The organism is Bacillus cereus group sp. BfR-BA-01492 (assembly GCF_022662815.1).
Classification (GTDB): Bacteria; Bacillota; Bacilli; order Bacillales; family Bacillaceae_G; genus Bacillus_A; species Bacillus_A cereus_BD.
Map to the genome: position 1 here is coordinate 144,881 of NZ_JAKUEH010000003.1, position 22,420 is coordinate 167,300.

Genomic DNA, 22,420 nt, shown 5'->3' on the forward strand with positions numbered 1-22,420 from the left:
ACGAAACTTTTCACAATGTCATTTCACAAATTACAGATCAGACTACAAGCATCGATATTCACTTTCACCACTCTCCTTGAATCTCGCGGTGAGAGTCTTACTGCCCTAAAATAGCGGAATAAAATAAGCGGCTCCCCTTATAGGAGGCCGCTATTATCAATTAAGAGTATGTCTCTTCTTTCTTCACATGTTCTTTCACGAAATTTGCAAGCAACGCAATAACCTCAGCATTCTCTTCTTTTAAACCAACGGTGATACGAATACCATCCAATAAACCAAACGGTGCACCCGATCGAACAACATATCCTTTTTGCATTAATCTCTCAAACACTTCGTTACCCGGAAGACCAATCTTTAAAAAAATGAAATTCGTTTGAGATGGATAATAAAACACATCATATTCTTTGCAAAATTGATAATATTGTTCTAAACCTTCCGCATTCTTTTTCACACATTCTTGCAGAAAGGATTGATCATCTATTGCCACTGATGCCACGACTTGTGCAACAGTCGATGTATTAAATGGCAATCTTGCTACTTCCAACTTCTTTATTAACTCTGCGTGTCCTACAGCATACCCAATCCGAAAAGCAGCTAATCCGTAAGCTTTCGAAAATGTACGTAACACCATAAGGTTTTCATATTTTTCAAGAAGTGGTAATGTTTGCGGATAATCTTCAGCACCTGCGTACTCATAGTATGCTTCATCCATAATAACAAGTGATGACTTTGGAACATTCTCTAAAAATGAAAGTAATTTCTGCTTTTCTACATATGTACCAGTCGGATTATTCGGATTACAGATCCAGAGAATGCGTGTATTGTGATCTACTTGCTCAAACATGGCATCTAGGTCATGAACCCCATCTTTTAACGGTACTTCACGAACTTCAGCCCCTTCAATAACAGCATGATGACGATATTGAGAAAAAGTCGGACTCGCCATCACAACATTCGTGTCTTTATGTAATAAAGCACGACTAATCATCTGAATAACCTCATCCAATCCACTACCAAATAGAAGTTGCTCTGGCTGCACTTTCAGATGATTCGCTACTTTTTGACGAAGTTCAAATGCAGCGCCATCTGGATATAGTGCATATTGCTCAGTTAATGAAGTTAATGCTTCTTTTACACGTTTCGAACAACCGAATGGATTTTCATTCGATGCTAGCTTAACAATTTTCGATAGTCCATACTCTCTCTTTACTTCTTCAATGTTTTTGCCAGGTACATACGCATTTAAACTTAACAACTGCTCTTTCACTTTCATTTTTCTTCCCCCAGTCATTTTGTTTAATCCAGCGGCAATATAAGAAACCGTTTCTTATACTACATACTCTCTTACAGCCGTCACCATCATTAAAAATTCATTTCTTCATCCAATGCCATATCTTTTTGAAATGCTTCTAATGAAGTGTGAACGGTCTTATCTGAAATAGATACGACATGCACGCCCCCATATTCCTGCATAAGTACCATACGAATTGTTCCAGCATTTGCTTTTTTATCTTGTTTCATCACATTTACAAGACGCTCCACATTCAAATGCCTTGGCATGCTTGGGTAGCCATACTGCAAAAGCCACTGTTTTAACTCTTTATACCCGAGGTCAATCTTATACATTTGTTCACTTAAAAATACAGCAAATAACATGCCGATTGCAACACCGTCACCATGTGTGATATTGCCATATCCTAATTCTTTTTCTAAAGCATGTCCTAACGTATGCCCAAAGTTTAAATGCGCACGCACTCCTTTTTCTGTCTCATCTTGCGCTACAATCTTCGCTTTAACAGGAATTGCACGTTTTAATACATAAACTAATTTATCATCTCGTAAATCCGCTAATGTTGTCACATTATTTTTTAACCAATGATATAATTCTACATCTCCGATTAAAGCGTGTTTGATTACTTCAGCAAATCCAGAGCGCCATTCTGTTTCAGACAGTGAATCTAGAAATGGCGTATGGTATAACACCGCTTCTGGTTGATGGAACGCCCCGATCATATTTTTCCCTAAAGGATGATTAATAGCTACCTTCCCGCCCACTGCACTATCATGTGCCAACAGTGTTGTCGGTACTTGAACAAAGCGAATCCCCCGCATAAATGTAGCTGCTACAAATCCTGCTAAATCGCCAATCATTCCGCCGCCTAGTGCAATGATTAAAGAATTGCGATCGAGCTTGTTCTCAAGTGCCGCTGTATGGACTGCATAGAAATTTTCAAATGACTTTTCTTTTTCTCCACTTGGAATAACAAATGAAAACACATCTTGCTTTATTTGCAAAGCCTCTTTCACTTTCTGTAAATGCAAAGTTGCAACAGATTCATCAGAAATAATCATGACATTTGAAACAGCTGGTTTCATATGTTGAACAAACTCTTTCAAAGAGGATAGTACATGTTTGCCAACATATACATCATATTTTTTTGATGTTGTTTGAATGTGTATACTTTCCATTAAAATTCCCTCGCGTATTCATTATGTCTCTCAATATTTTCACGAATACAATCCATGCGATCTGCTCCAAATTGCTCCACTAAAGCTGTAGCCAGCTCCCATGCAACAACTGCTTCCGCTACAACACTTGCCGCTGGTACAGCACAACTATCAGAGCGCTCAATGCTCGCTGAGAAAGTCTCTTTCGTTTCAATATCAACACTTTGGAGAGGTTTATATAATGTTGGAATAGGTTTCATAACCCCGCGAACGACAACTGGCATGCCTGTTGTCATACCACCTTCTAGACCGCCAGCATGATTCGTTCTTCTCGTGTATCCTTCTTCTTCGTTCCAAAGGATTTCATCATGAACTTGACTTCCTGGACGATGAGCCACTTCAAACCCAATACCAATTTCCACACCTTTAAAGGCATTAATGCTCATAACTGCTGCTGCTAATTTCGCATCAAGCTTTCTATCATAATGCACATAGCTTCCAACTCCAATTGGCATGCCTTCCACAACAACTTCTACAATACCGCCAATAGAATCGCCACTTGCTTTCGCATCATCTATCGCTTGCATCATCTTTTTCCCAGCTTCTTCGTCTAAACAACGAACAGGAGATGCTTCGGTAATTTCTTGCAGCTGTTCAATTGTTTCGTAAGTTGTTTGTTCAGCGCGCACACCACCAATTTCGATCACATGTCCTGCGACTTTAATACCAAGCTCTGCTAGCACTTTCTTTGCCACAGCGCCTGCCGCTACTCGAACTGTTGTTTCACGCGCTGAAGAACGCTCAAGTACGTTTCTCATATCTCGATGACCATATTTAATGGCACCATTTAAATCGGCATGCCCTGGTCTTGGCCTTGTAATTTGTCGTTTCATTTCCTTTTTTTCCTGCTCAGTTAAAGGGGCTGCTCCCATAATTTTCGTCCAATGGGTAAAATCCTTATTTTCTACAACAAGTGCAATGGGTGCACCAATTGTGTGACCATGTCTTACACCACTTACAATTTGAACTTGATCCTTTTCAATTTGCATGCGTCTCCCGCGGCCGTACCCTTTTTGTCGTCTCGCTAACTCGGCATTTATATCATCCGCGACTAGAGGTAAACCTGCCGGAATCCCTTCCAAAATCGTTGTCAGTTGTGGACCATGCGACTCACCAGCTGTTATATATCTCATCGGTTATTCCTCTTTTCTTATATGTATTTCATGTTCTACGCGCCATGCTAAAAACACTGAAATCGCATGATAGAACACGCTATTTGTTTAACTATAATTTTCGATTCCGTTAATTGTCAAAAGGAAAGCTCTTTATGAATCGAACGTTTACTTTATGTATCAATATATCACACTAAACTTAGCTTCGTAACTATTAGAAACGAAAAAGTGCAAGAGGAAAATCATCATCCTCTTGCACTTTTCACTATTATCACAGTTATTAAAGCGTTTACAAATTATTTTAAAATAATTAGTAAATCCATTGATTCATTAATTTTGAATAATCTACTAACTCTTCTTCTTTGAAGAAAATACCGATCTCACGTTCAGCACTTTCTAAAGAATCAGAACCGTGGATTACATTTTTCTCAACTGTTAAACCGAAATCGCCACGAATTGTACCTGGTGCTGCTTCATGTGGTCTTGTTTTCCCCATCATGTTACGAGCAGTATTTACTACACCTTCTCCTTGCCATACCATTGCAAATACAGGTCCAGATGTAATAAAATCTACCAATTCACCAAAGAAAGGCTTTTCTACATGCTCAGCATAATGTTGCTTTGCAATTTCCGGAGTAACTTGCATTAATTTCGCACCAACCAATTGAAAGCCCTTTTTCTCAAAACGAGCTACAATTTCCCCAATGAAGGCACGTTGTACGCCGTCTGGTTTTACCATTAGAAATGTTTTTTCCATAAAAAAATCTCTCCACTTCTGAATTATGTATGTAATTGTATATCCCCACACACATATTAACACCCTTATCACAATTGTGCAATAGTTTTGAAATAGAGAGATTTTTTTGTTTTTTAGAAAAATATTAAAATTTTCTTTTTCCAATATACTTTGCTACATTTTGCAAAGCATATTTCGCCTGTCCTCTCGGCAATGGTTTAATCACTTCTAAAGCTTTATGTAAATAACGTTCACTAAATGCAAATGCTCGATCAATTGCCGGGCTCATTTTAATAGCATAGATGATTTCCTTCATTTCGCTTGCTGTTGTATTTTCATGAACAGATACAATTTTCTCTCGAAGCTTCGGATCTTCCATCGCATACAAAGCTGGAAGTGTAACATTCCCCTGCAATAAGTCTCCACCAGCAGGTTTGCCAAGTTTCTCTTCTGTCGAAACAAAATCTAAAATATCATCGATAATTTGATACGACATGCCGACAAAATACCCATACCAAAACAAGCGATTTACCGTATCGCGACTTGCCCCAGAAGCAATTGCACCTAACTGACAACTTGCAGCAATGAGCAGCGCCGTTTTTCTCTTTATTCTACGCAAATATGTTCGTAAGTTTTGATCATAGTTATACTTGTCTTTAATTTGTTCAATCTCACCTTTACATACTTCTAAAATGGTATAAGACAAGGCTTGATGAGCTTCTGGAACCTCTAGATTCGTAATGCATTCAAGAGATTTTGCAAATAAATAATCTCCCGTATACATCGCAATACGATCTCCCCATTTTGCATTCACTGTTGCACTGCCACGTCGCAATAGAGCAGCGTCAATCACATCATCATGAACAAGGGATGCCATATGAATAAGTTCTAATGCAACCGCTACATGCTTAATCGCATCTAATTTATATTCCCCAAATTTCCCTGCAAGAAGTACAAATACAGGGCGAATTCGTTTCCCACCAGCTTCAATCAGTTGCAGTGCTGCCTCTTCCACTAACGGTTGCTCAGAAGCAACCGTCTTTTTTAATTCTTTTTCTATCACATTAATATCTGATCGTAAAAAAGAGTACATAAGTTGTAACTTCATATTGTTCACCTTAACCTAAAACATCTTTTTTCTATTCTGATTCTGGCTTAACCCCTAAATGCATAGCTGCTACTCCAAAGGTAAATGGTTTTACTTGTATCCGCTCAAGTCCAGCATCTTCAAACATTCTAGCTAATTCCTTCATTCCTGGGAATGTACTTGCTGACTCTTGAAGCCAGGAGTATTCCTTATAACTTTTCGCAAACAATTTTCCAAATAGCGGCATTATATATTTAAAATACAAGATGTACATTTGACGAAAACCAATCATCGTTGGTTGTGACGTCTCCAAACAAATTACTTTCCCGCCAGGTTTTACTACTCGTGTCATTTCTTTCAATACATGCATATAATCTGGAACATTCCGCAAACCAAATCCAATTGTTACGTAATCAAATGTATGATCCTCAAATGGGAGTTCCATCGCATTCCCATGCATAAGTTCTACTTGCTCTAATCCTAAAGCCTTCACCTTTTCTTTCCCAACAGCTAGCATATTTTCGCTAAAGTCTAAACCTTTCACCTCACCATTTGGCCCTACTGCATTTGCAAGTGCAATCGTCCAATCTGCGGTTCCACAGCATACATCTAATGCTTTGCTACCAGGTTGAACATCCATAATGCGCATCGTTTCTTTACGCCACGTTTTATGTCTTTGAAAACTAATTACTGAATTCATTACATCATATTTATCAGAGATCTTCTCAAAGACGTCATGTACTCTTTCTTCTTTTGATTGCTGCATGCTCTTACCCTTCCTCCAATATAAAATTGCTTAAGTGTTCAAATTGTCTTTTAAAGTAGAAACGATATCTCCAAATTCTTTATGATTTTGCAAAAATATTTGTTTCTGCTTGTTCAATTTTTCTAACCAATCCTCAAAGACGGTTTTCACATTTTTTTCATCATCATTTAATAAAATGGCTCGAACCGCTTCAAAAACAGGTGCACTTTGTTTTTCAGCATGCAATCGATACTCTTTTTGAAGACGATTTTTCCCTAATACATGTGCTATAAATGGTTTCCAATGTGATATTTGAAAATGATCACATGTTTTTTGTAAAAGCGCCGATTCGATTGTCATAACACTTTCAATGATTTCATCTACTGTGTGATATGCCTTTTGATACAGCATGATTTTATGCTCATTAATTTCTTTAATCCCTTCTGCAAGCGCACGAATTAAAACAATATCACAATTCATTGATAATAAATAGTAGTACAAACCACTATAATAATCTCCTGCAAGAACTGTGAGTTGACGACACTTATGTGATTCACTTGCTTCTTGATCTGCCTTATTCGATACTTTTTCATGTGTATCAAGCGCAATTTGTACAAGCATAATTGTTACTACATAATGTTCAATTTGTTCTTTATGTAAATTTGCATTCTTTAAAGCGGTGTATAAAAGTACTACCTTTTCTTCATCAACAAATGGTTCCTCAATATAATTTATAAAATAAGGATGGCGCAGTTTTTCTAACAACTGCTCCTTTATATCCGCATATCCTCTGTAGATGTCACACACAAAAAATCACCCTTGTTTTCTAATTCATAAAACCTATTATAACACATACATTTGATTTTCTATAATGAAAACTTGGTTGTCTCAAATAAAGTGAAGCTTTCATCCATGTACATTGTTCTTCATTCCGCACTGATCTCAACTACTCATAAATAAAAAAGAAAAGCAGTTTCCCGCTTTTCTTTACTTAGACTTAATAAAAGACAAAATTTCACTGCGTGCTGCTGCATCGTTTTCTAATACACCACGTACAGCTGTAGTTACTGTTTTAGCACCTGGCTTTTTCACACCGCGCATTGTCATACACATATGTTCTGCTTCCACCACGACCATAACACCATGCGGTTCTAACACTTCCATGATAGAGTCTGCTACTGTTGATGTAATACGCTCTTGCAGCTGTGGACGGCGCGCAATCGTGTCTACAGTACGAGCTAACTTACTTAAGCCCGTTACTTTTCCGCCACGTGGGATATATGCAACATGAGCAACTCCATAAAACGGAACAAGATGATGCTCACACATGGAGTAAAATGGAATATCTTTTACTAATACAAGTTCTTCATGATCTTCCCCAAACACTTTATGTAAATGTTCTTTTGGGTCCTCATGCATTCCTGAAAATACTTCTGCATACATCTTTGCAACTCGTTTTGGTGTATCAAGTACTCCCTCACGAGTTGGATCATCACCAATCGCCTCTAAAATAAGGCGCACTGCATGTTCAATTTGCTCTAAGTTAACTTTTGCCATCCGCTAGCCCTCCCAAGAAACCTAAAAATGATACGAACACATTCTAGCATATTTATGTTTTTAAAAGCAAAAAGAAGAGCCTCCTAAAAGGAAACTCTTCTTCCCTGTAATATGTAAGGATTATTTAACCGCATCTTTTAACGCTTTACCAGGTTTAAATGCAGGTACTTTACTTGCCGCGATTTCAATTTCCTCACCAGTTTGTGGGTTACGACCTTTACGAGCCGCACGCTCACGAACTTCGAAATTACCAAATCCGATCAATTGTACTTTATCACCTTGTTTTAAAGCTTCTAAGATAGAATCAAAAACAGCGTCAACTGCTTTTGTTGCGTCCTTTTTAGAAAGGGAACTTGCTTCTGCAACAGCATTGATTAAATCTGTCTTGTTCATGCCATTCACCTCCTCCCAAAGATAAGACTGTATAATGATCATAAAATGAGTCTTACTTTCATTTGTAGGCAATTTTTACAAATTCTATACTACAAAGACGTAGATAAATCATTATCAACGCCTATATTATACGATTCTTCTTTATAATTCAATATTTTTAAGGAATTTGTTGCTCTGAAAATGTGAAAATCTGTTGAAACTTGACAATATACAATAAAGTATTAGATAATGACTATTTATTTTTCAAGTATATACTCTACAAAAGTGTAAAATCCCTCTGCACGCAGAGGGATTTTCATTATAATATAATCGCAATTAATCCGCCAGATCCTTCGTTAATAATTCTCTCTAATGTTTCTTTCAATTTATAGCGGGCATTTTCTGGCATTAACGATAATTTTGCTTGAATTCCTTCACGAACAATCGAACTAAGTGAACGTCCAAAAATATCAGAATTCCATATTGATAGCGGATCATCCTCAAAATCTTGCATTAAGTAACGCACAAGTTCTTCACTTTGTTTTTCTGTACCGATAATGGGCTCAAATGTAGATTCAACATCCACTTTAATCATATGGATAGATGGTGCAACAGCCTTTAACTTAACACCGAATCGTGAACCGTGGCGAATGATTTCCGGTTCATCTAAGCTCATATCTGTTAAAGCTGGAGCCGCCACCCCATAACCCGTTTGCTTTACCATTCGTAAAGCATCTGATACCTGGTCATATTCTGTTTTTGCATGAGAGAAGTCTAGCATGAGCTTTAATAAATGATCTTTTCCTCTAATTTCTACTCCTACAACTTCCTTTAGAATTTGATCATATAATTCATCTGGTGCATATAAATCAATTTCCGCTACCCCTTGCCCCATATCAATTCCCGCTAAACTTGCTCGATCAATAAATTCGTATTGACTAAACTGCCAAACGACACGATCTACATCACGAAGTCGTTTTATATCTTTTACTGTTTCTTGAACAGCCTCTTGATAACTTTGTCGTAACCAATGCCCCTCATGTAATACCATCACCCAGCTCGGAAGATTAACATTCACCTCTAAGACAGGAAATTCAAATAGAGCTTCACGAAGTACATTATATACATCTGTTTCTCTTAAACTCTCCACACTCATTGCAATAACGGGAATATCATATTCTTCAGATAAACTTTGTCGTAACTGTTCTGTATCTGGATGATATGGCTGTACTGTATTAATAATCATGATAAATGGTTTTCCAACTTCCTTTAACTCATTTACAACTCGTTCTTCTGCTTCTATATAGTCGCGCCTTGGAATTTCACCAATCGTTCCATCAGTTGTAATGACAACCCCAATAGTAGAATGTTCCTGAATTACTTTACGCGTTCCAATTTCTGCAGCTTCATGAAATGGAATCGGTTCTTCATACCAAGGTGTATGAATCATGCGCGGACCATTCTCATCCTCATAGCCTTTCGCTCCAGGAACTGTATAACCCACACAATCTACTAATCGAACATTTACCTCAAGACCGTCATCAACTTGTATGGAAACCGCTTGGTTTGGAACAAATTTTGGTTCAGTTGTCATAATGGTACGTCCAGCAGCACTTTGGGGTAATTCATCTTGTGCACGTTGACGATCAGATTCATTTTCAATGTTTGGAATAACAACTAATTCCATAAATTTCTTAATAAATGTTGATTTTCCAGTTCGAACAGCTCCTACCACCCCAAAGTAAATATCACCGCCTGTGCGCTCAGCAATGTCTTTAAAAATATCTACCTTTTCCAAGTGATTCCCTCCCTCAAGATTTTTGGGAATAATTCATTTTCCATGAACGAATCATACATATGCTGTTCTCTATGAATATCTTAGATATTATAGAGATTCGGACAATATATCATATGATTTTGTCCTAATTTCATATGACTATTTAAAAAGAACTTTTTGTTTATATCATAAGTTGGATTGCATGAAAAAAACCTTTCTTTTAGAACTTATTCGCTAAAAGAAAGGTTCATGACTTATCATTTAAAAAAAATTGGTTCTCCATCTTTTACTGTATAAGGTAAAGAGTAAGCAGGTACAAACGGCGAATCTTTAAATAGCATATTTCGAATATCGTCTCCCTCCTTAGCAGTCCCTTTGTTTCTTTGCAGCATTTCATATAAATCCATTCGATAATCGACAAATATTTCTCCCTTTTCATTGATGACAAGCGGCAACCCTTTTCCAGAATAAGGACTCGTTACCTGTGGTACATCTTTATACCCCATCTTCTTAAAGTCAAGTTCATACACTCCATCAGCAATCACTTTTTTATAAGGAGGATACTGATGTTCATCACGATACATCCGCAATTTTAGCGTAATATCGCGAATCTGTTCTGCCATTCTTACATCAATTAATTTTACCATTGGATTTGTTTCAACATCCACCAACACATATTGATATACACCACCGCTTTCATAAGCATTCCCCGGTGCCTCCGGTATATAACGTGGTGCTATTTTTTGAAAATCAATAGGATATTTTTGATATAATGGTGTATTCATGTCACGCGTCTTAATAGGAAGTAGCCCATTATTTTGTTCCTTATATGTATCAACTGCCTTTTGAACCATTTGTAATTGATCTTCATAAGGAACTGCGTTTTGCTTCATATTTTCTCGCGGGTACATACATCCAACTAACATGCTTGTACAGCAAAATATTAAAATAATATAAATTTTTTTCATCGAACATTCACCCTTTATGCCCTTGCTAACCTTCTTTTCTTCATCATTATCATTTCGAAAGTCGCTACATGATTACGTAAAATTGGTGAACACCTATTAAAAAAATCATGTTCACTTTATTGCTCCACCGGTCCGCTAAACACAACAAGAAAAATAACAATGCCAGATACGATCATAAGTGTATACGCAATACTAGCTGTAATCCCTTTCAAAAATTCATTCTTGATTTTATGCCGACTCAGCAAAATAAAGATAACTGCAATGAACATAAACCCCATTGCCCCCAAAGAAAACCACATTTTCATAAGCCCCTCAGACATATACACACCTCTCTATTCATTAATGGTTTTTATATTATTTTAACAAATTGAAAAATTTAAACAAATATATTTTTATCATCAATCACTCTTCCTAACCTTTTATTTTCATTTCTATATCATACTCTGCACAAGAACAACAAAATAAAACCGAAGTGAACAGATTCACTCCGGTTGACCAAATACGCCCCAAACAGCCCTCTATTCCCATTTTTTCAAAGTTATTATATGCAATCTATAAACATTGTGTTTCCTATCCTTTATTTTTTAAACATTTTACTTAGCGAGTTAAAGTCTGTTGGCATATTATTATTAATAATCGCTTTTACAATTTGATCTTCCTGCTCTTTTGGTACTTCGCGCCCCGCTATGGCTCCCACTTGATGAATTAATTGGCGCAGCACTTTCTCATCTCGTAAATTGGCATTTTGCACAGACGATGCCAATTTAAAAATATCTTCTTTGTTCACTTTCGCTTCCTTCTCAATGTTATTGAAAATGTTATGATCCATTTTCCTTCACCCTCTCCTCAAGTTACTCTTTATCCTATGCAAAAAAGAAAAAATGGTGAAAAAACCTATAAAAAAAGCGACAAAAGTACATTTGCACTTTTGTCGCTCTTTCTTAAAAGAGAGTGACGCTTGAATCAGCGTCCCCGCCTTCACCAATCAAACTGTTCCTCGTTCTTGAAGCGAGATCCTTACTGCCTGTTAATGCGAGATAAATCAGGTATCGCTTCAACTTCATGTTTACGAACACGGCCCATCAATGAACCGACTGCATCTTTCACATTTTTCCCATTAAATAATACATCATATAAAGCTGCTGTAATTGGCATTTCAACTTCCATTTTTTCTGCTAATTCATGAGCGGCTTTTGTTGTTCTAACACCTTCAACGACCATTCCCATACTATCGAGTACTTCTTCTAAAGAATGTCCTTTACCAAGCATATTTCCAGCTCGCCAGTTGCGGCTATGCACACTTGTACAAGTCACAATTAAGTCACCCATTCCTGTTAAGCCTGCAAATGTTAATGGATTCCCGCCCATCTTTCTTCCTAAACGGGCAATTTCCGTTAATCCGCGTGTCATTAAAGCAGCCTTCGCATTATCACCTAACCCAAGTCCATCTGTAATCCCAGCAGCTAGCGCAATAATATTCTTTAACGCTCCACCAAGTTCTACTCCGATAATATCCGGGTTCGTATATACTCGAAAATAATGGTTCATAAATAAATCTTGTACTTCTTCAGCCGCTTCCATACGCTTCGCAGCCGAAGTAACTGTTGTCGCTTGGCGAAGAGCAACTTCTTCCGCATGGCTCGGTCCTGATAACACAACAACATCTCGAATAAGATGTTCTGGAATTTCTTCTTCAATCATCTCTGAAATTCGTTTTGATGTTCCAGGTTCAATTCCTTTACTTGCATGAATCCAAGTCATTGGTCCTGAAATTATTTTTTTCATATCTTGCAATACTTCTCTGTACGCTTTCGTTGGTACAACTAAAAGTACCGTACTTACATCCACTAACGCTTCTTCTAAAGAAGAGTAGGCTACGATTGTGCTTGGCAATGTAATCCCCGGAAGATATCGTTTATTCTCGTGCTTCGTATTTATTTCATCCATAAGCTCAGGACGATTCCCCCAAATTCGTACATCATGACCATTGTCAGCTAATACCATCGCTAACGCTGTCCCCCAGCTACCTGCTCCTATTACTGTGATTTTTGTCATAAAATCACATCCTCTCCCATTAGTCTCTTGCTCTAGCAATAATTCGAATTGGCGTTCCTACAAATCCGAACGATTCGCGAAGACGGTTCTTCAAAAAACGCTCATATGAAAAGTGCATTAATTCTGGATCATTTACAAACACAACAAATGTTGGTGGTTTCACCGCTACTTGTGTTGCATAGAAAATTTTCAAGCGGCTACCGTTATGTGTTGGCGTTGGGTTCATCGCTACCGCATCCATAATTACATCATTTAATACATTCGTTTGTACACGGATGCTATGGCTCTCGCTCACCTGATTAATAACTGGCAGCAATGTTTGCGTACGCTTTTTCGTTTTTGCAGATAAAAATACAATCGGTGCGTAATCTAAAAATTGGAAATGAGCACGAATATTCTCTTCAAACGCCTTCATTGTCTTCTCATCTTTTTTCACTGCATCCCACTTATTCACAACGATCACAACAGCTCGTCCTGAATCGTGCGCATATCCAGCAATCTTTTTATCTTGTTCAATAATTCCTTCTTCACCATCTAATACGACTAAGACAACATCAGAGCGTTCAATTGCTCTTAATGCACGAAGTACACTATACTTTTCGGTACTCTCATACACTTTCCCTTTTTTACGCATTCCAGCTGTATCAATAATAACATAATCTTGATCATCTTTCGTATATGGTGTATCGACAGCATCACGCGTTGTCCCTGCCACATTACTTACAATAACACGTTCTTGACCAAGAAGCGCATTGACAAGTGATGATTTCCCTACATTTGGACGACCAATGAGACAGAAACGGATTGTCTCATCATCATATTCTTCTTCCTCCACTTTAGGAAAATGCTGTGCTACTTCATCAAGTAAATCCCCTAGCCCTAATCCATGTGTACCTGAAATTGGGAACGGCTCGCCAAATCCTAATGCATAAAAGTCATAAATTTCATTGCGCATCTCTGGATTATCTACTTTGTTTACCGCAAGTACAACAGGTTTCTTAGAACGATATAAAATTTTTGCTACTTCCTCATCAGCTGCCGTTACACCGTCGCGACCATTTGTCATAAAAATGATAACATCCGCTTCATCAATCGCTACTTCTGCTTGTTGACGAATTTGTGTCAAAAACGGTTCGTCTCCAATATCAATTCCACCTGTATCAATAATGTTAAATTCATGATTTAACCATTCTCCTGCACTATAAATACGATCTCGTGTTACTCCCGGAATATCCTCAACAATAGAAACTCTTTCTCCAACAATTCTATTAAAAATAGTGGATTTCCCTACGTTCGGGCGTCCCACTATTGCCACTACTGGTTTTGGCATATGCTCTCATCCTTTCAACTTGCTTCTGTTTATTATGTAAAAAACCCTTCTTTGTGCAAGAAGGGATTTGCATTCCAGAATATTTCTCATTATATCAAAACATCTCATATTATATCATACGTTACTAATGTTTCACAATAATATATACATTCTCTTGTAAGCGATGAGCAATTCCATCTAAAATGGCTTCTAAATTGTTTGCGACAAACTCCATTTCCTCTTTCGATTCACAAACAAATAGCGGTGCTCCTCCAGCAAATTTTTCTGGCGCTGTCGTAATAACAGCAAGAATATAACTTTCCAAAATCATCTCACATCTCCCCTTCTTTTTGGAGCTTCAGATGACATATGAACCGCACTTTCTAATGTTGGGACATTCCCTATGACGGCGATGGCTTTTTCCACATCTTGATCTTGCGGAAGCACAAATATACCTACTCTTCCATCTTCTAAATCACGTTTTGCCAATGGTACTAAAGCAGGCGTTCCGGAATCTCTAAATATACCTAGCGCTACCGAAACGTCATGTAATATCGCTTGCCTTTGCCCAAGATTAGAAATTGTAACTCTTGCATCAATCGATTTTGGCTTTAAAATAAACCCCATTCCATACTTCATAATTTCTTCTTGCCTCGCTGGCAACCCAATATTCATCATATAAATGTTATCGATATAAAGTCCCGCCCCCTCAAATCGAAGTGGCACATGCTCAATCTCGACAAGATCGCGCAACCTTTTGCCTGACATTAATATTTTAGCAATAAAGAAACACACGATACCAGCGATGATGCCAGCTATCCATGAACGAAATCCGATATAGGTGAGGGTTGTTACAAACGATGTTAACATCGCCAAGTAATTGCGGCTTTCAAATACTAACGCGATTCCTTCAATATACGTATGCCCGCGCGGTACAAGCTCATATCCATCTAATTGTTGCAATGTATTTCGTTCCATATTTCGCACGTCTCGAAATTGTGATGCTGCTAGTGTTAAAAATGTAATTGCTGAAAAATCTTTCTTCAAAATAGATGGAATCGCAATCGCCCCAAGAGCAGCTGCAATTAACCCCATCGCAATGTGAATAATTTTCCCATGCAGACGAGTAGGATATTGCCTCGTATCCGTACGAAGCATAAAGATTCTTGTTATTGTTCCCGCAATAACGCCACACAAAATGGCTGGTGTATATTCAGTCATGTATTATCCTTGCCTTTCTTTTACATGTTTTTTTCTAAATTGCCCGGTAAAGGCAGAGACTTTCGTAACCCAAAATAAAATAGCTACAAATAACGTAGAAACAGCGATACTATCAAAAAACAGCAAACTGCCAAGTTCATACGGAAAATGCAACTTACGAAAGATAAACGCTACTAAGATTTCTCCCTGTATCATCCCTATATATAAAGCACAAAGACGTAATAAGCGATCTCGATGCAATAACACAGATGCATATACAAGAGCTGCGCTTAACATTAAGGTTCGGTTGATTATAATCCAAATTGGGTCATACACTTCTAATAAATGAAAACTTGTATATAGCATCGCAACAATAAGAGCTGAAAACAGCGTGTATAACTTTTGCCATACCGAATATATTCCAACGATTCCGAAAGCAATGATGCTAATAAAAAGAGCGTTCACCGAGAGTGAGAAAGACGCGATAGAAAATGTAAATTGCGAGCAAACAATAAAAAGTAAAATGAAAGCACTCATTCTCCACCTAATGGATTCTTTTTTCATAAAAAACGTAGTAATAATCCAGCCCATCCATGCCAAAAAATAAAAATAACCTCCATCCATATTTTTCCCTCCTATCATTTCCATTATGGGAACTTTTTATAAAAATTAATCTCTTTCTTCTTTCGGTATAGTTTTTCGTATATCAGCAACACTTTGTAATAAGGAGGTGTAGGAAACAATGGGAAAAGATCGTCAAGAAAAGAAACTAAAACAATCGCGCCGCGTTGAATCTGATCGTGATCAGTCGCTTCAATATCCAGGTGCCACAGGGCTTGATACACCAGAGCAAGCTCGCAAGCAAAATCAGCATTAAAAAAGAACTGAAAAAGCAGCTCATACTAGCTGTTTTTTCAGTTCTTCTTCGTGATAACTCCAAGTTCCAACACTTTCTTTACTGCTTCTACACAATTAGAAACTTGAAACTTCGTATATATATTAATACTATGTGTTTTTACTGTGGAAATAGAAATACAAAGTTCTTTTCCAATCTCCTTATTTGTAAACCCCTAGCTACACTCGCCAACACTTCTACTTCTCTCTAGCTGAAAATCTTATTATCTTTTATCTCGCTATTTTAGGACCGTACTAGCCCTCACCACTTCATTGCATAAAACGAATATATAAAAAAAACCAACCATTCGGTTGATTTTTTGGTTAATTTCTTATTTTTCCTCATATCGTAACAGAAGATTAAAAAGATTCTCTGTTACCTCTGACTATAATACATCGTATCAATGCCACGCTGCGTTAACCAATGATATGTATCACCTTTCACAACAAGAGGGACTTGCTGGAGTTCTAAAATGTTCTTCGCCCCAAGAGCTGTCATGATAAATCGTAAATCGGTATGTAACAATTCTACTTCTTCAATTAATGTATCCATGCCTTCATTCATCAATATCCGCAAAAAATAGCCAGCAAAAGCCGTTGCCTGTGCTCCTAAAGCAATCGCTTTTGCTACATCAAGTGCCGTTTGGATTCCACCTGATGCAATGAGCGAGAGGGTATTATTTGTAGAGGACGCTTCTATTATGGAAGGAGCTGTCTGAATGCCCCAATTATTAAAGTAAGAGAGCATACGGTTTCTTCTTTCATTTTCTACAGCAGCAAAGTTTGTACCGCCTTGACCACCAATATCTATAGCTGTTACACCTATGTTAGCTAACTGCTGAACCGTTTCTTTACTCATCCCAAACCCCACTTCCTTCACAATAACAGGAACTTCAGAAGTAAGGACAATGTTTTCAATTCGTTTTAATACATCTGTAAAATCTCGATCTCCTTCTGGCATCGTTAATTCTTGAATCACATTTAAATGAATCTGCAAAGCATTCGCTTCAATCATATCAACAGCACATTTTGCCTGTTCAACTGTCGCTTCGCTTCCTAAGTTTGCAAACACAATACCATTTGGGTTTACTCTTCTTACAATTCGATACGAGTCTACTTCTCGTTTCTCTTTTAACGCTGCCATTTGGGAACCGACGGCCATCGCAAGATGATGATACTTTGCTACATATGCTAGTTGTTCATTGATGTGTAATGTACGCTCTCCTCCACCACCAGTCATCGCATTGATAAAAATCGGCGAACTTAGTGAAAGTTCGCCGATTTTAGTTTCACATGTAACACTTTCAAAACTTGAATTTGGTAAGCTTTTATGGACAAATTCAATATCACAAAAGCCATGTGTACGAGACTGTCCAGTGGAAAGAGCATATTCAATATGTTCTAATTTACGTTTCTCTCTTGCCACTTATATCCCTCTTTATTTCTTTAATTTTTTCAATTGTTCTCCAATAATATCACTAAATTGGAAAGTTGCAGACTCAGAAGTTGGCTCATATTGACTATAATCTTCTGTTACATTATTTTCTTCAAGAGCTTCTTTTATACTTAAAGAAATACGCTTTTCTGCTGCATTTACTTCAAGCACTTTTACTTTCACTTCTTGTCCAACTTCTAATACTTCATTTGGATTTTTTACGTGACGATTTGCAATTTGTGACACATGCACAAGTCCTTCGACACCTGGTAAAATCTCAACAAAAGCACCAAATGTAACAATGCGGTTTACTGTACCTTCACGAACATCGCCTACTTTTATTTCATCAGCGACATTTTCCCAAGGTCCTGGTGCTGCTGCTTTAATTGATAGCGAAATGCGTTGTGTATCCGCATCAACAGCTAATACTTTCACTTTCACCTTTTGTCCTTGTTCTAACACATCAGACGGTTGTCCCACGCGTTCATGAGAAATTTGCGAAATATGAACTAATCCATCTACCCCACCAACATTTACAAAGGCACCAAAATCTGTTAAACGTTGCACTGTGCCTTCCACAATCTCGCCTTCTTTTAAAGAGGAAATCGCTTCTTTTTTCTTAGAATCTAACTCTTGTTCTACAACTGCTTTATGAGAAAGAATCACACGATTTTTTTCGCGATCTAGTTCTACAATTTTTACAGCTAATGTTTTCGCTTTATATTCAGTAAAATCTTCTACATAATGTACTTCGACAAGTGAAGCTGGAATAAATCCACGGACACCTAAATCTACCACTAAACCACCATTCACAATATCCTTTACAGTAACATCAAACACTTCACCAGAAGTGAATTTCTCTTGTAATTCTACCCATGCTTTTTCTGCATCAACAGCACGTTTTGATAATACAAGATCATCCTCTTCTAATTTAATTACTTTTAATTCAAGAGTTTGGTCTACCTCTACAACATCGCTTGCTTTTTCAATATGAACGTTAGCTAATTCACTAATTGGAATTACACCATCTGTTTTGTATCCAACATTTACAAGCACTTGTTTTTCTTCTACTTTTATTACAGAACCTGTAACAATATCACCTACTTGTAATACTTTTGAATCCACAACTTCTTCATTCATTTTCTCTACCATGGAAATACCTCCCTACAGAATTGACAAAGCTTTTATGTATATACGAAATGAAAACAAATGCTTTCATTTGCATGTTAATAAGAAAGTGTAACATATATTCCATTACAATACATTTTGTAGAAAGCGATTTTAACCCTCTATAAATAGTATACAGCAAAATCGTTTTGAATAAAGTATGTTTTGAAATATAATAGCGAATATATTCTGACAGTTCAATCCCTCTTTAACTAACTTCTTATAAATTTACATATTTGTCAAGAAAAGTGTACTCTGCCGTATCATTTCTTCTATAAAAAAAGAAAGAGGACGATTCCCCTTTCTTTATTTTTGCAATGCTTCAGAGACGATATCCATAATGTTTCGAACAACTTCTTCAATGGATAAAGAAGTTGTATCTAATTCAAACGCATCTTCAGCTTTTTTCAGCGGAGATACTTCACGTTCTGAGTCTAGTTTATCACGCTGAGCAATTTCTTTTTTCAATTGTTCTAAATTAGAGGCAAAACCCTTCTTCACATTCTCTAAATGTCTTCGTTCCGCTCTTTCTTCAACAGAAGCGAGCATAAAGATTTTCACCTCAGCATCAGGAAGTACATGCGTCCCAATGTCACGTCCATCCATCACAACGCCACCTTGTACAGCTAACTCCTGTTGACGGCGTACCATCTCTTCTCTAACAAGACGATGCTTTGCTACAATTGATACACGATTTGTTACATCTGGTGTACGAATCACTTCAGAGACATCTTGTCCATTTAAAAAGACTTGTTGTGTATCTTTTCCTTGTTGAAATTCAATACGTATGCTTTGCAAAACTTCCATTAATTTTTCTTCATTTTCAATATCAATATTCTTCTCAAGAGCAGCATATGTAAGTGTACGATACATTGCACCTGTATCAATATAAACATAAGAAAGTTGTTTTGCTACAACTTTTGCAACTGTACTTTTCCCAGCTGCTGCTGGACCATCTATCGCAATTGAAATTCGTTTATCCATTTGTAACACCTCATTTTTCACTTATAAAACAAAATGAAAAGCAGGTATGTTCCCCCTGCTTCCCTCTGTCAGTTTCGATCCTTTTCATCCTTAATTATTGTAGCATAATCCTCATAAGAAGAAAATGAAAACTACTTATTCACTTCTAAAATGTCTGTCTTCGTTTTAAGCATGACTCCTTCATAATAAACGATTTTCGATAAATATGTAATGGAAGATCCCTGCATAAGTAGCAACTGTATCAGACATATACAAATGAACTGGACAATCAATATATGTATGATAAACTTCTCCACTTTTTTCAACAAATTCGCTCCTCTTTATCATTTTATTTTTCCCTACTCCCTTATCTCTCTATCTTTACTACATAGAAAATTACGAACCAATCTCATTTTATTCTCATTTTCCCTCTAAACTTTTATACATTTTCATTGTCGAAATTGCTAAAATCATGATATGTTCTAAATGTATTTTCAACCGAAAGGGGTATAGGCATTGAAGAAGATCCTAGTTTTACACACAGGTGGAACAATTGCAATGGAGGAAGATAAAGAAACTGGGGTTGTGCAACCAGGAAAACAAAACCCTCTTTTGAAATTTATACCTGATTTAGAAAATGATATTGATTTAATTGTTGAAGATGTATTCCATCTTCCCTCTCCTCATATGACACCGAGTGAGATGTTACAATTGCAAGTCATCATTGACGAAAGAGTCAAGCATGAAAATATTCATGGTGTAGTCATTACACATGGTACAGATACCTTAGAAGAAACGGCCTATTTTCTTGATTTAACAGTACAAGCAAATGTCCCAATCGTTGTAACAGGCGCAATGCGTTCTAGTAATGAATTAGGTGCTGATGGCTTATATAACTTCTTATCTGCAGTCAAAGTCGCAAGTAGTGACGAAGCGATTGGAAAAGGTGTTTTAGTTGTATTAAATGACGAAATTCACTGTGCTACAAATGTAACGAAAACGCATACGAGTAATGTTGCTACATTCCAAAGTCCTCAGTACGGACCAATCGGTATGGTAACAAAACGCGGCGTCGTATTCCATCATGCTTTAGTCCATCACGAGACCTATACAGTTAGACAAATTTCAAAAAATGTTGTTGTATTAAAAGCATATGCTGGAATGGATGATACATTATTAGCTGCAATCGAAACTTTACCAGTAGATGGAATCGTAATTGAAGCACTCGGACAAGGTAACTTACCTCCAAGAACATTGCCTAGCTTACAACGTTTAATTCATAAAGGAATCCCGATTATTCTCGTTTCCCGTTGCTTCAACGGCATCGTTCAAGATGTGTATTCTTATGAAGGTGGCGGAAAACAATTAAAAGATATGGGTGTTGTATTCACATACGGTTTAAATGCACAAAAAGCTCGTATTAAATTGCTTGTTGCTTTAGAATGTGCTCATTCGCACGAAAAAATCCAAAAAATGTTTATGCATGACTAAAAAATAAGCTGTCGAAATTCGACAGCTTATTTTGACTCTCTTGATACAATTGCTTGTGCAATCGCTCCACCATGAAATCGTCCATTTTCAATAAAGATTTCATTTGCATTATTACCAGCTGCAATCACCCCCGCAATAAAGATGTTATCCACATTTGTTTCCATCGTTTCTTCATTGTAAAGTGGGCGTCCCGTTTCACTATCAATCTCCACTCCCATTTTCGTCAAGAAGCTATGATCTGGATGGTATCCTGTCATTGCGAATACAAAATCATTTTGAATTGTAAAGGATTTCCCATCAATTGTATACGTCAACGTATGCTCAGTAATTCTCTCCACATGAGCATGAAAATGCATTTGAATCGTACCATTGCGTACGAGCGCTTCAAATTCTGGCAAAATCCACGGTTTAATGCTCGGTGAATATTCCCCACCACGATACAATACTGTTACACGCGCTCCAGCTTTTACAAGTTCTAGCGCAGCGTCTACGCTGGAATTCTTTCCACCTATTACAACTACATCTCGATCAAAATAAGGATGCGCCTCTTTAAAATAATGAGATACTTTGTCAAGTTCTTCACCTGGAACGTTCATATAATTTGGATTATCATAATAACCTGTGGCAACAATCACATACTTTGCTTTATATGTTTTTTTATTTCCATCTCGTTTTTTCGTATGAACAACAAAGAACTCTCCATCTTTTTGTACTTGTTCTACACGCTCAAATGCATGTACACGCACATCTTTTCGTTTTACTACTTCACGATAATAGGCAAGCGCCTGATTACGCACTGGTTTCCGATTTTCTGTAATAAAAGCTACATCACCAATTTCTAATTTTTCACTAGATGAAAAGAATGTTTGATGAGTTGGATAATGATAAATTGCATTTACGATATTCCCTTTTTCAATTACTAACGCGTTGATTCCAGCTTCTTGCAAAGAAATTGCCGCTGCCAACCCACATGGTCCGCCCCCGATAATAATCGCTGCTTCTTTTTGCATACTCGGTTCACTCCTAGTCTTCTACCTCAAACTC

The 22,420-nt window shown here is 37.2% G+C and carries 25 protein-coding genes and 1 pseudogene; 2 read left to right on the top strand and 24 right to left on the bottom strand.

The features are described 5' to 3' along the window. Positions 1–160: 160 nt before the first annotated feature. The 18 genes and pseudogenes from hisC to MR063_RS06040 all read right to left on the bottom strand — a co-directional run bounded on the left by hisC (position 161) and on the right by MR063_RS06040 (position 16,050). Positions 161–1,273 carry a histidinol-phosphate transaminase gene (gene hisC / locus MR063_RS05955; RefSeq protein ID WP_242195209.1) on the bottom strand — a complete coding sequence of 371 codons (1,113 nt, stop codon included), beginning with the start codon at positions 1,271–1,273 and terminating at the stop codon, positions 161–163. An 89-nt stretch (positions 1,274–1,362) separates the two neighbouring features. Next, a complete protein-coding gene (gene aroB, locus MR063_RS05960; protein WP_242195213.1) occupies positions 1,363–2,469 on the bottom strand; it encodes a 3-dehydroquinate synthase in 1,107 nt (368 codons plus the stop codon). After that, positions 2,469–3,641 (bottom strand): chorismate synthase, encoded by a 1,173-nt coding sequence (gene aroC / locus MR063_RS05965; RefSeq protein WP_242195216.1) that lies wholly within the window; start codon positions 3,639–3,641, stop codon positions 2,469–2,471. The genes aroB and aroC overlap by 1 nt, the downstream gene beginning before the upstream one ends. Before the next feature lie 289 nt (positions 3,642–3,930). Further along, positions 3,931–4,377: a nucleoside-diphosphate kinase gene (gene ndk / locus MR063_RS05970; RefSeq protein WP_011984311.1), complete on the bottom strand. Its 447-nt coding sequence runs from the start codon at positions 4,375–4,377 to the stop codon at positions 3,931–3,933. 124 nt (positions 4,378–4,501) lie between these two features. Next, positions 4,502–5,464 (bottom strand): heptaprenyl diphosphate synthase component II, encoded by a 963-nt coding sequence (gene hepT / locus MR063_RS05975; RefSeq protein ID WP_242142654.1) that lies wholly within the window; start codon positions 5,462–5,464, stop codon positions 4,502–4,504. Between the two features lie 31 nt (positions 5,465–5,495). Next, a complete protein-coding gene (locus MR063_RS05980; protein WP_242195219.1) occupies positions 5,496–6,209 on the bottom strand; it encodes a demethylmenaquinone methyltransferase in 714 nt (237 codons plus the stop codon). 30 nt (positions 6,210–6,239) lie between these two features. Then, on the bottom strand, positions 6,240–6,995 hold the full coding sequence (locus tag MR063_RS05985) for a heptaprenyl diphosphate synthase component 1 (protein ID WP_242195223.1): 756 nt from the start codon (positions 6,993–6,995) through the stop codon (positions 6,240–6,242). A gap of 180 nt (positions 6,996–7,175) precedes the next feature. After that, complete coding sequence (folE, locus tag MR063_RS05990; protein WP_242142651.1) at positions 7,176–7,745, bottom strand: GTP cyclohydrolase I FolE; 570 nt, start codon at positions 7,743–7,745, stop codon at positions 7,176–7,178. Positions 7,746–7,865: 120 nt separating this feature from the next. After that, positions 7,866–8,138 (bottom strand): HU family DNA-binding protein, encoded by a 273-nt coding sequence (locus tag MR063_RS05995; RefSeq protein ID WP_001043860.1) that lies wholly within the window; start codon positions 8,136–8,138, stop codon positions 7,866–7,868. 298 nt (positions 8,139–8,436) lie between these two features. Further along, positions 8,437–9,915 carry a stage IV sporulation protein A gene (spoIVA, locus tag MR063_RS06000; RefSeq protein ID WP_242142650.1) on the bottom strand — a complete coding sequence of 493 codons (1,479 nt, stop codon included), beginning with the start codon at positions 9,913–9,915 and terminating at the stop codon, positions 8,437–8,439. A gap of 236 nt (positions 9,916–10,151) precedes the next feature. Then, the gene (locus MR063_RS06005) at positions 10,152–10,862 is read right to left on the bottom strand and encodes a hypothetical protein (protein WP_242195225.1); all 711 of its coding nucleotides are present in this window, start codon (positions 10,860–10,862) and stop codon (positions 10,152–10,154) included. Between the two features lie 116 nt (positions 10,863–10,978). Further along, entirely contained in the window at positions 10,979–11,182 is a 204-nt protein-coding gene (locus tag MR063_RS06010; RefSeq protein WP_242195229.1) for a DUF2768 domain-containing protein, read from the bottom strand. Between the two features lie 257 nt (positions 11,183–11,439). Further along, positions 11,440–11,691, bottom strand: a complete 252-nt coding sequence (locus MR063_RS06015; RefSeq protein ID WP_011984303.1) for a stage VI sporulation protein F — start codon at positions 11,689–11,691, stop codon at positions 11,440–11,442. Between the two features lie 188 nt (positions 11,692–11,879). Then, a complete protein-coding gene (locus MR063_RS06020; RefSeq protein WP_242195232.1) occupies positions 11,880–12,917 on the bottom strand; it encodes an NAD(P)H-dependent glycerol-3-phosphate dehydrogenase in 1,038 nt (345 codons plus the stop codon). Positions 12,918–12,936: 19 nt separating this feature from the next. Continuing rightward, on the bottom strand, positions 12,937–14,247 hold the full coding sequence (der, locus tag MR063_RS06025) for a ribosome biogenesis GTPase Der (protein ID WP_242142646.1): 1,311 nt from the start codon (positions 14,245–14,247) through the stop codon (positions 12,937–12,939). Between the two features lie 124 nt (positions 14,248–14,371). Continuing rightward, positions 14,372–14,557, bottom strand: a complete 186-nt coding sequence (locus MR063_RS06030; RefSeq protein WP_242142645.1) for a capping complex subunit for YIEGIA — start codon at positions 14,555–14,557, stop codon at positions 14,372–14,374. Then, entirely contained in the window at positions 14,554–15,447 is an 894-nt protein-coding gene (locus MR063_RS06035; protein WP_242142644.1) for a YIEGIA family protein, read from the bottom strand. The genes MR063_RS06030 and MR063_RS06035 overlap by 4 nt, the downstream gene beginning before the upstream one ends. Next, positions 15,440–16,050 (bottom strand): annotated as a pseudogene (locus MR063_RS06040) (YphA family membrane protein). Before MR063_RS06040 ends, MR063_RS06035 begins: the two are co-directional and overlap by 8 nt. Before the next feature lie 118 nt (positions 16,051–16,168). Between MR063_RS06040 and MR063_RS06045 the strand changes: the two are divergent. Beyond that, positions 16,169–16,303 (top strand): YpzI family protein, encoded by a 135-nt coding sequence (locus MR063_RS06045; RefSeq protein WP_003206535.1) that lies wholly within the window; start codon positions 16,169–16,171, stop codon positions 16,301–16,303. A 37-nt stretch (positions 16,304–16,340) separates the two neighbouring features. Here MR063_RS06045 and MR063_RS22080 read toward each other — a convergent pair whose 3' ends face one another. From MR063_RS22080 to MR063_RS06070, 5 genes are all read right to left on the bottom strand, one after another. Continuing rightward, positions 16,341–16,478, bottom strand: a complete 138-nt coding sequence (locus MR063_RS22080) for a LuxR C-terminal-related transcriptional regulator (protein WP_396021821.1) — start codon at positions 16,476–16,478, stop codon at positions 16,341–16,343. Between the two features lie 218 nt (positions 16,479–16,696). Further along, complete coding sequence (gene fni, locus MR063_RS06055; RefSeq protein ID WP_242142643.1) at positions 16,697–17,746, bottom strand: type 2 isopentenyl-diphosphate Delta-isomerase; 1,050 nt, start codon at positions 17,744–17,746, stop codon at positions 16,697–16,699. A 12-nt stretch (positions 17,747–17,758) separates the two neighbouring features. After that, positions 17,759–18,907: a 30S ribosomal protein S1 gene (gene rpsA / locus MR063_RS06060; protein ID WP_242142642.1), complete on the bottom strand. Its 1,149-nt coding sequence runs from the start codon at positions 18,905–18,907 to the stop codon at positions 17,759–17,761. Positions 18,908–19,228: 321 nt separating this feature from the next. Beyond that, the gene (gene cmk, locus MR063_RS06065) at positions 19,229–19,906 is read right to left on the bottom strand and encodes a (d)CMP kinase (protein WP_242195235.1); all 678 of its coding nucleotides are present in this window, start codon (positions 19,904–19,906) and stop codon (positions 19,229–19,231) included. A 131-nt stretch (positions 19,907–20,037) separates the two neighbouring features. Further along, positions 20,038–20,211, bottom strand: a complete 174-nt coding sequence (locus tag MR063_RS06070) for a DUF5359 family protein (RefSeq protein ID WP_242142640.1) — start codon at positions 20,209–20,211, stop codon at positions 20,038–20,040. A gap of 190 nt (positions 20,212–20,401) precedes the next feature. On the opposite strand from MR063_RS06070, the gene MR063_RS06075 reads away from it, so the two are divergent. Further along, a complete protein-coding gene (locus tag MR063_RS06075) occupies positions 20,402–21,376 on the top strand; it encodes an asparaginase (protein WP_277927783.1) in 975 nt (324 codons plus the stop codon). A 26-nt stretch (positions 21,377–21,402) separates the two neighbouring features. Here the strand turns inward: MR063_RS06075 and MR063_RS06080 are convergent, their stop codons facing one another. Beyond that, positions 21,403–22,386: a YpdA family putative bacillithiol disulfide reductase gene (locus tag MR063_RS06080; protein WP_242195238.1), complete on the bottom strand. Its 984-nt coding sequence runs from the start codon at positions 22,384–22,386 to the stop codon at positions 21,403–21,405. Positions 22,387–22,420: the final 34 nt, after the last annotated feature.

Excerpts from the sequence above, each read along its gene's own strand:
- aroB (WP_242195213.1), bottom strand. The coding sequence starts at position 2,469 with ATGGAAAGTATACACATTCAAACAACATCAAAAAAATATGATGTATAT.
- MR063_RS06020 (WP_242195232.1), bottom strand. The coding sequence starts at position 12,917 with ATGACAAAAATCACAGTAATAGGAGCAGGTAGCTGGGGGACAGCGTTA.
- MR063_RS05995 (WP_001043860.1), bottom strand. The coding sequence starts at position 8,138 with ATGAACAAGACAGATTTAATCAATGCTGTTGCAGAAGCAAGTTCCCTT.
- cmk (WP_242195235.1), bottom strand. The coding sequence starts at position 19,906 with ATGGATAAACGAATTTCAATTGCGATAGATGGTCCAGCAGCAGCTGGG.
- MR063_RS06080 (WP_242195238.1), bottom strand. The coding sequence starts at position 22,386 with ATGCAAAAAGAAGCAGCGATTATTATCGGGGGCGGACCATGTGGGTTG.
- rpsA (WP_242142642.1), bottom strand. The coding sequence starts at position 18,907 with ATGGTAGAGAAAATGAATGAAGAAGTTGTGGATTCAAAAGTATTACAA.
- MR063_RS06005 (WP_242195225.1), bottom strand. The coding sequence starts at position 10,862 with ATGAAAAAAATTTATATTATTTTAATATTTTGCTGTACAAGCATGTTA.
- hepT (WP_242142654.1), bottom strand. The coding sequence starts at position 5,464 with ATGAAGTTACAACTTATGTACTCTTTTTTACGATCAGATATTAATGTG.
- MR063_RS05980 (WP_242195219.1), bottom strand. The coding sequence starts at position 6,209 with ATGCAGCAATCAAAAGAAGAAAGAGTACATGACGTCTTTGAGAAGATC.
- MR063_RS06010 (WP_242195229.1), bottom strand. The coding sequence starts at position 11,182 with ATGTCTGAGGGGCTTATGAAAATGTGGTTTTCTTTGGGGGCAATGGGG.
- aroC (WP_242195216.1), bottom strand. The coding sequence starts at position 3,641 with ATGAGATATATAACAGCTGGTGAGTCGCATGGTCCACAACTGACAACG.
- der (WP_242142646.1), bottom strand. The coding sequence starts at position 14,247 with ATGCCAAAACCAGTAGTGGCAATAGTGGGACGCCCGAACGTAGGGAAA.
- ndk (WP_011984311.1), bottom strand. The coding sequence starts at position 4,377 with ATGGAAAAAACATTTCTAATGGTAAAACCAGACGGCGTACAACGTGCC.
- hisC (WP_242195209.1), bottom strand. The coding sequence starts at position 1,273 with ATGAAAGTGAAAGAGCAGTTGTTAAGTTTAAATGCGTATGTACCTGGC.
- MR063_RS06035 (WP_242142644.1), bottom strand. The coding sequence starts at position 15,447 with ATGACTGAATATACACCAGCCATTTTGTGTGGCGTTATTGCGGGAACA.
- MR063_RS06015 (WP_011984303.1), bottom strand. The coding sequence starts at position 11,691 with ATGGATCATAACATTTTCAATAACATTGAGAAGGAAGCGAAAGTGAAC.
- MR063_RS06045 (WP_003206535.1), top strand. The coding sequence starts at position 16,169 with ATGGGAAAAGATCGTCAAGAAAAGAAACTAAAACAATCGCGCCGCGTT.
- folE (WP_242142651.1), bottom strand. The coding sequence starts at position 7,745 with ATGGCAAAAGTTAACTTAGAGCAAATTGAACATGCAGTGCGCCTTATT.
- MR063_RS06030 (WP_242142645.1), bottom strand. The coding sequence starts at position 14,557 with ATGATTTTGGAAAGTTATATTCTTGCTGTTATTACGACAGCGCCAGAA.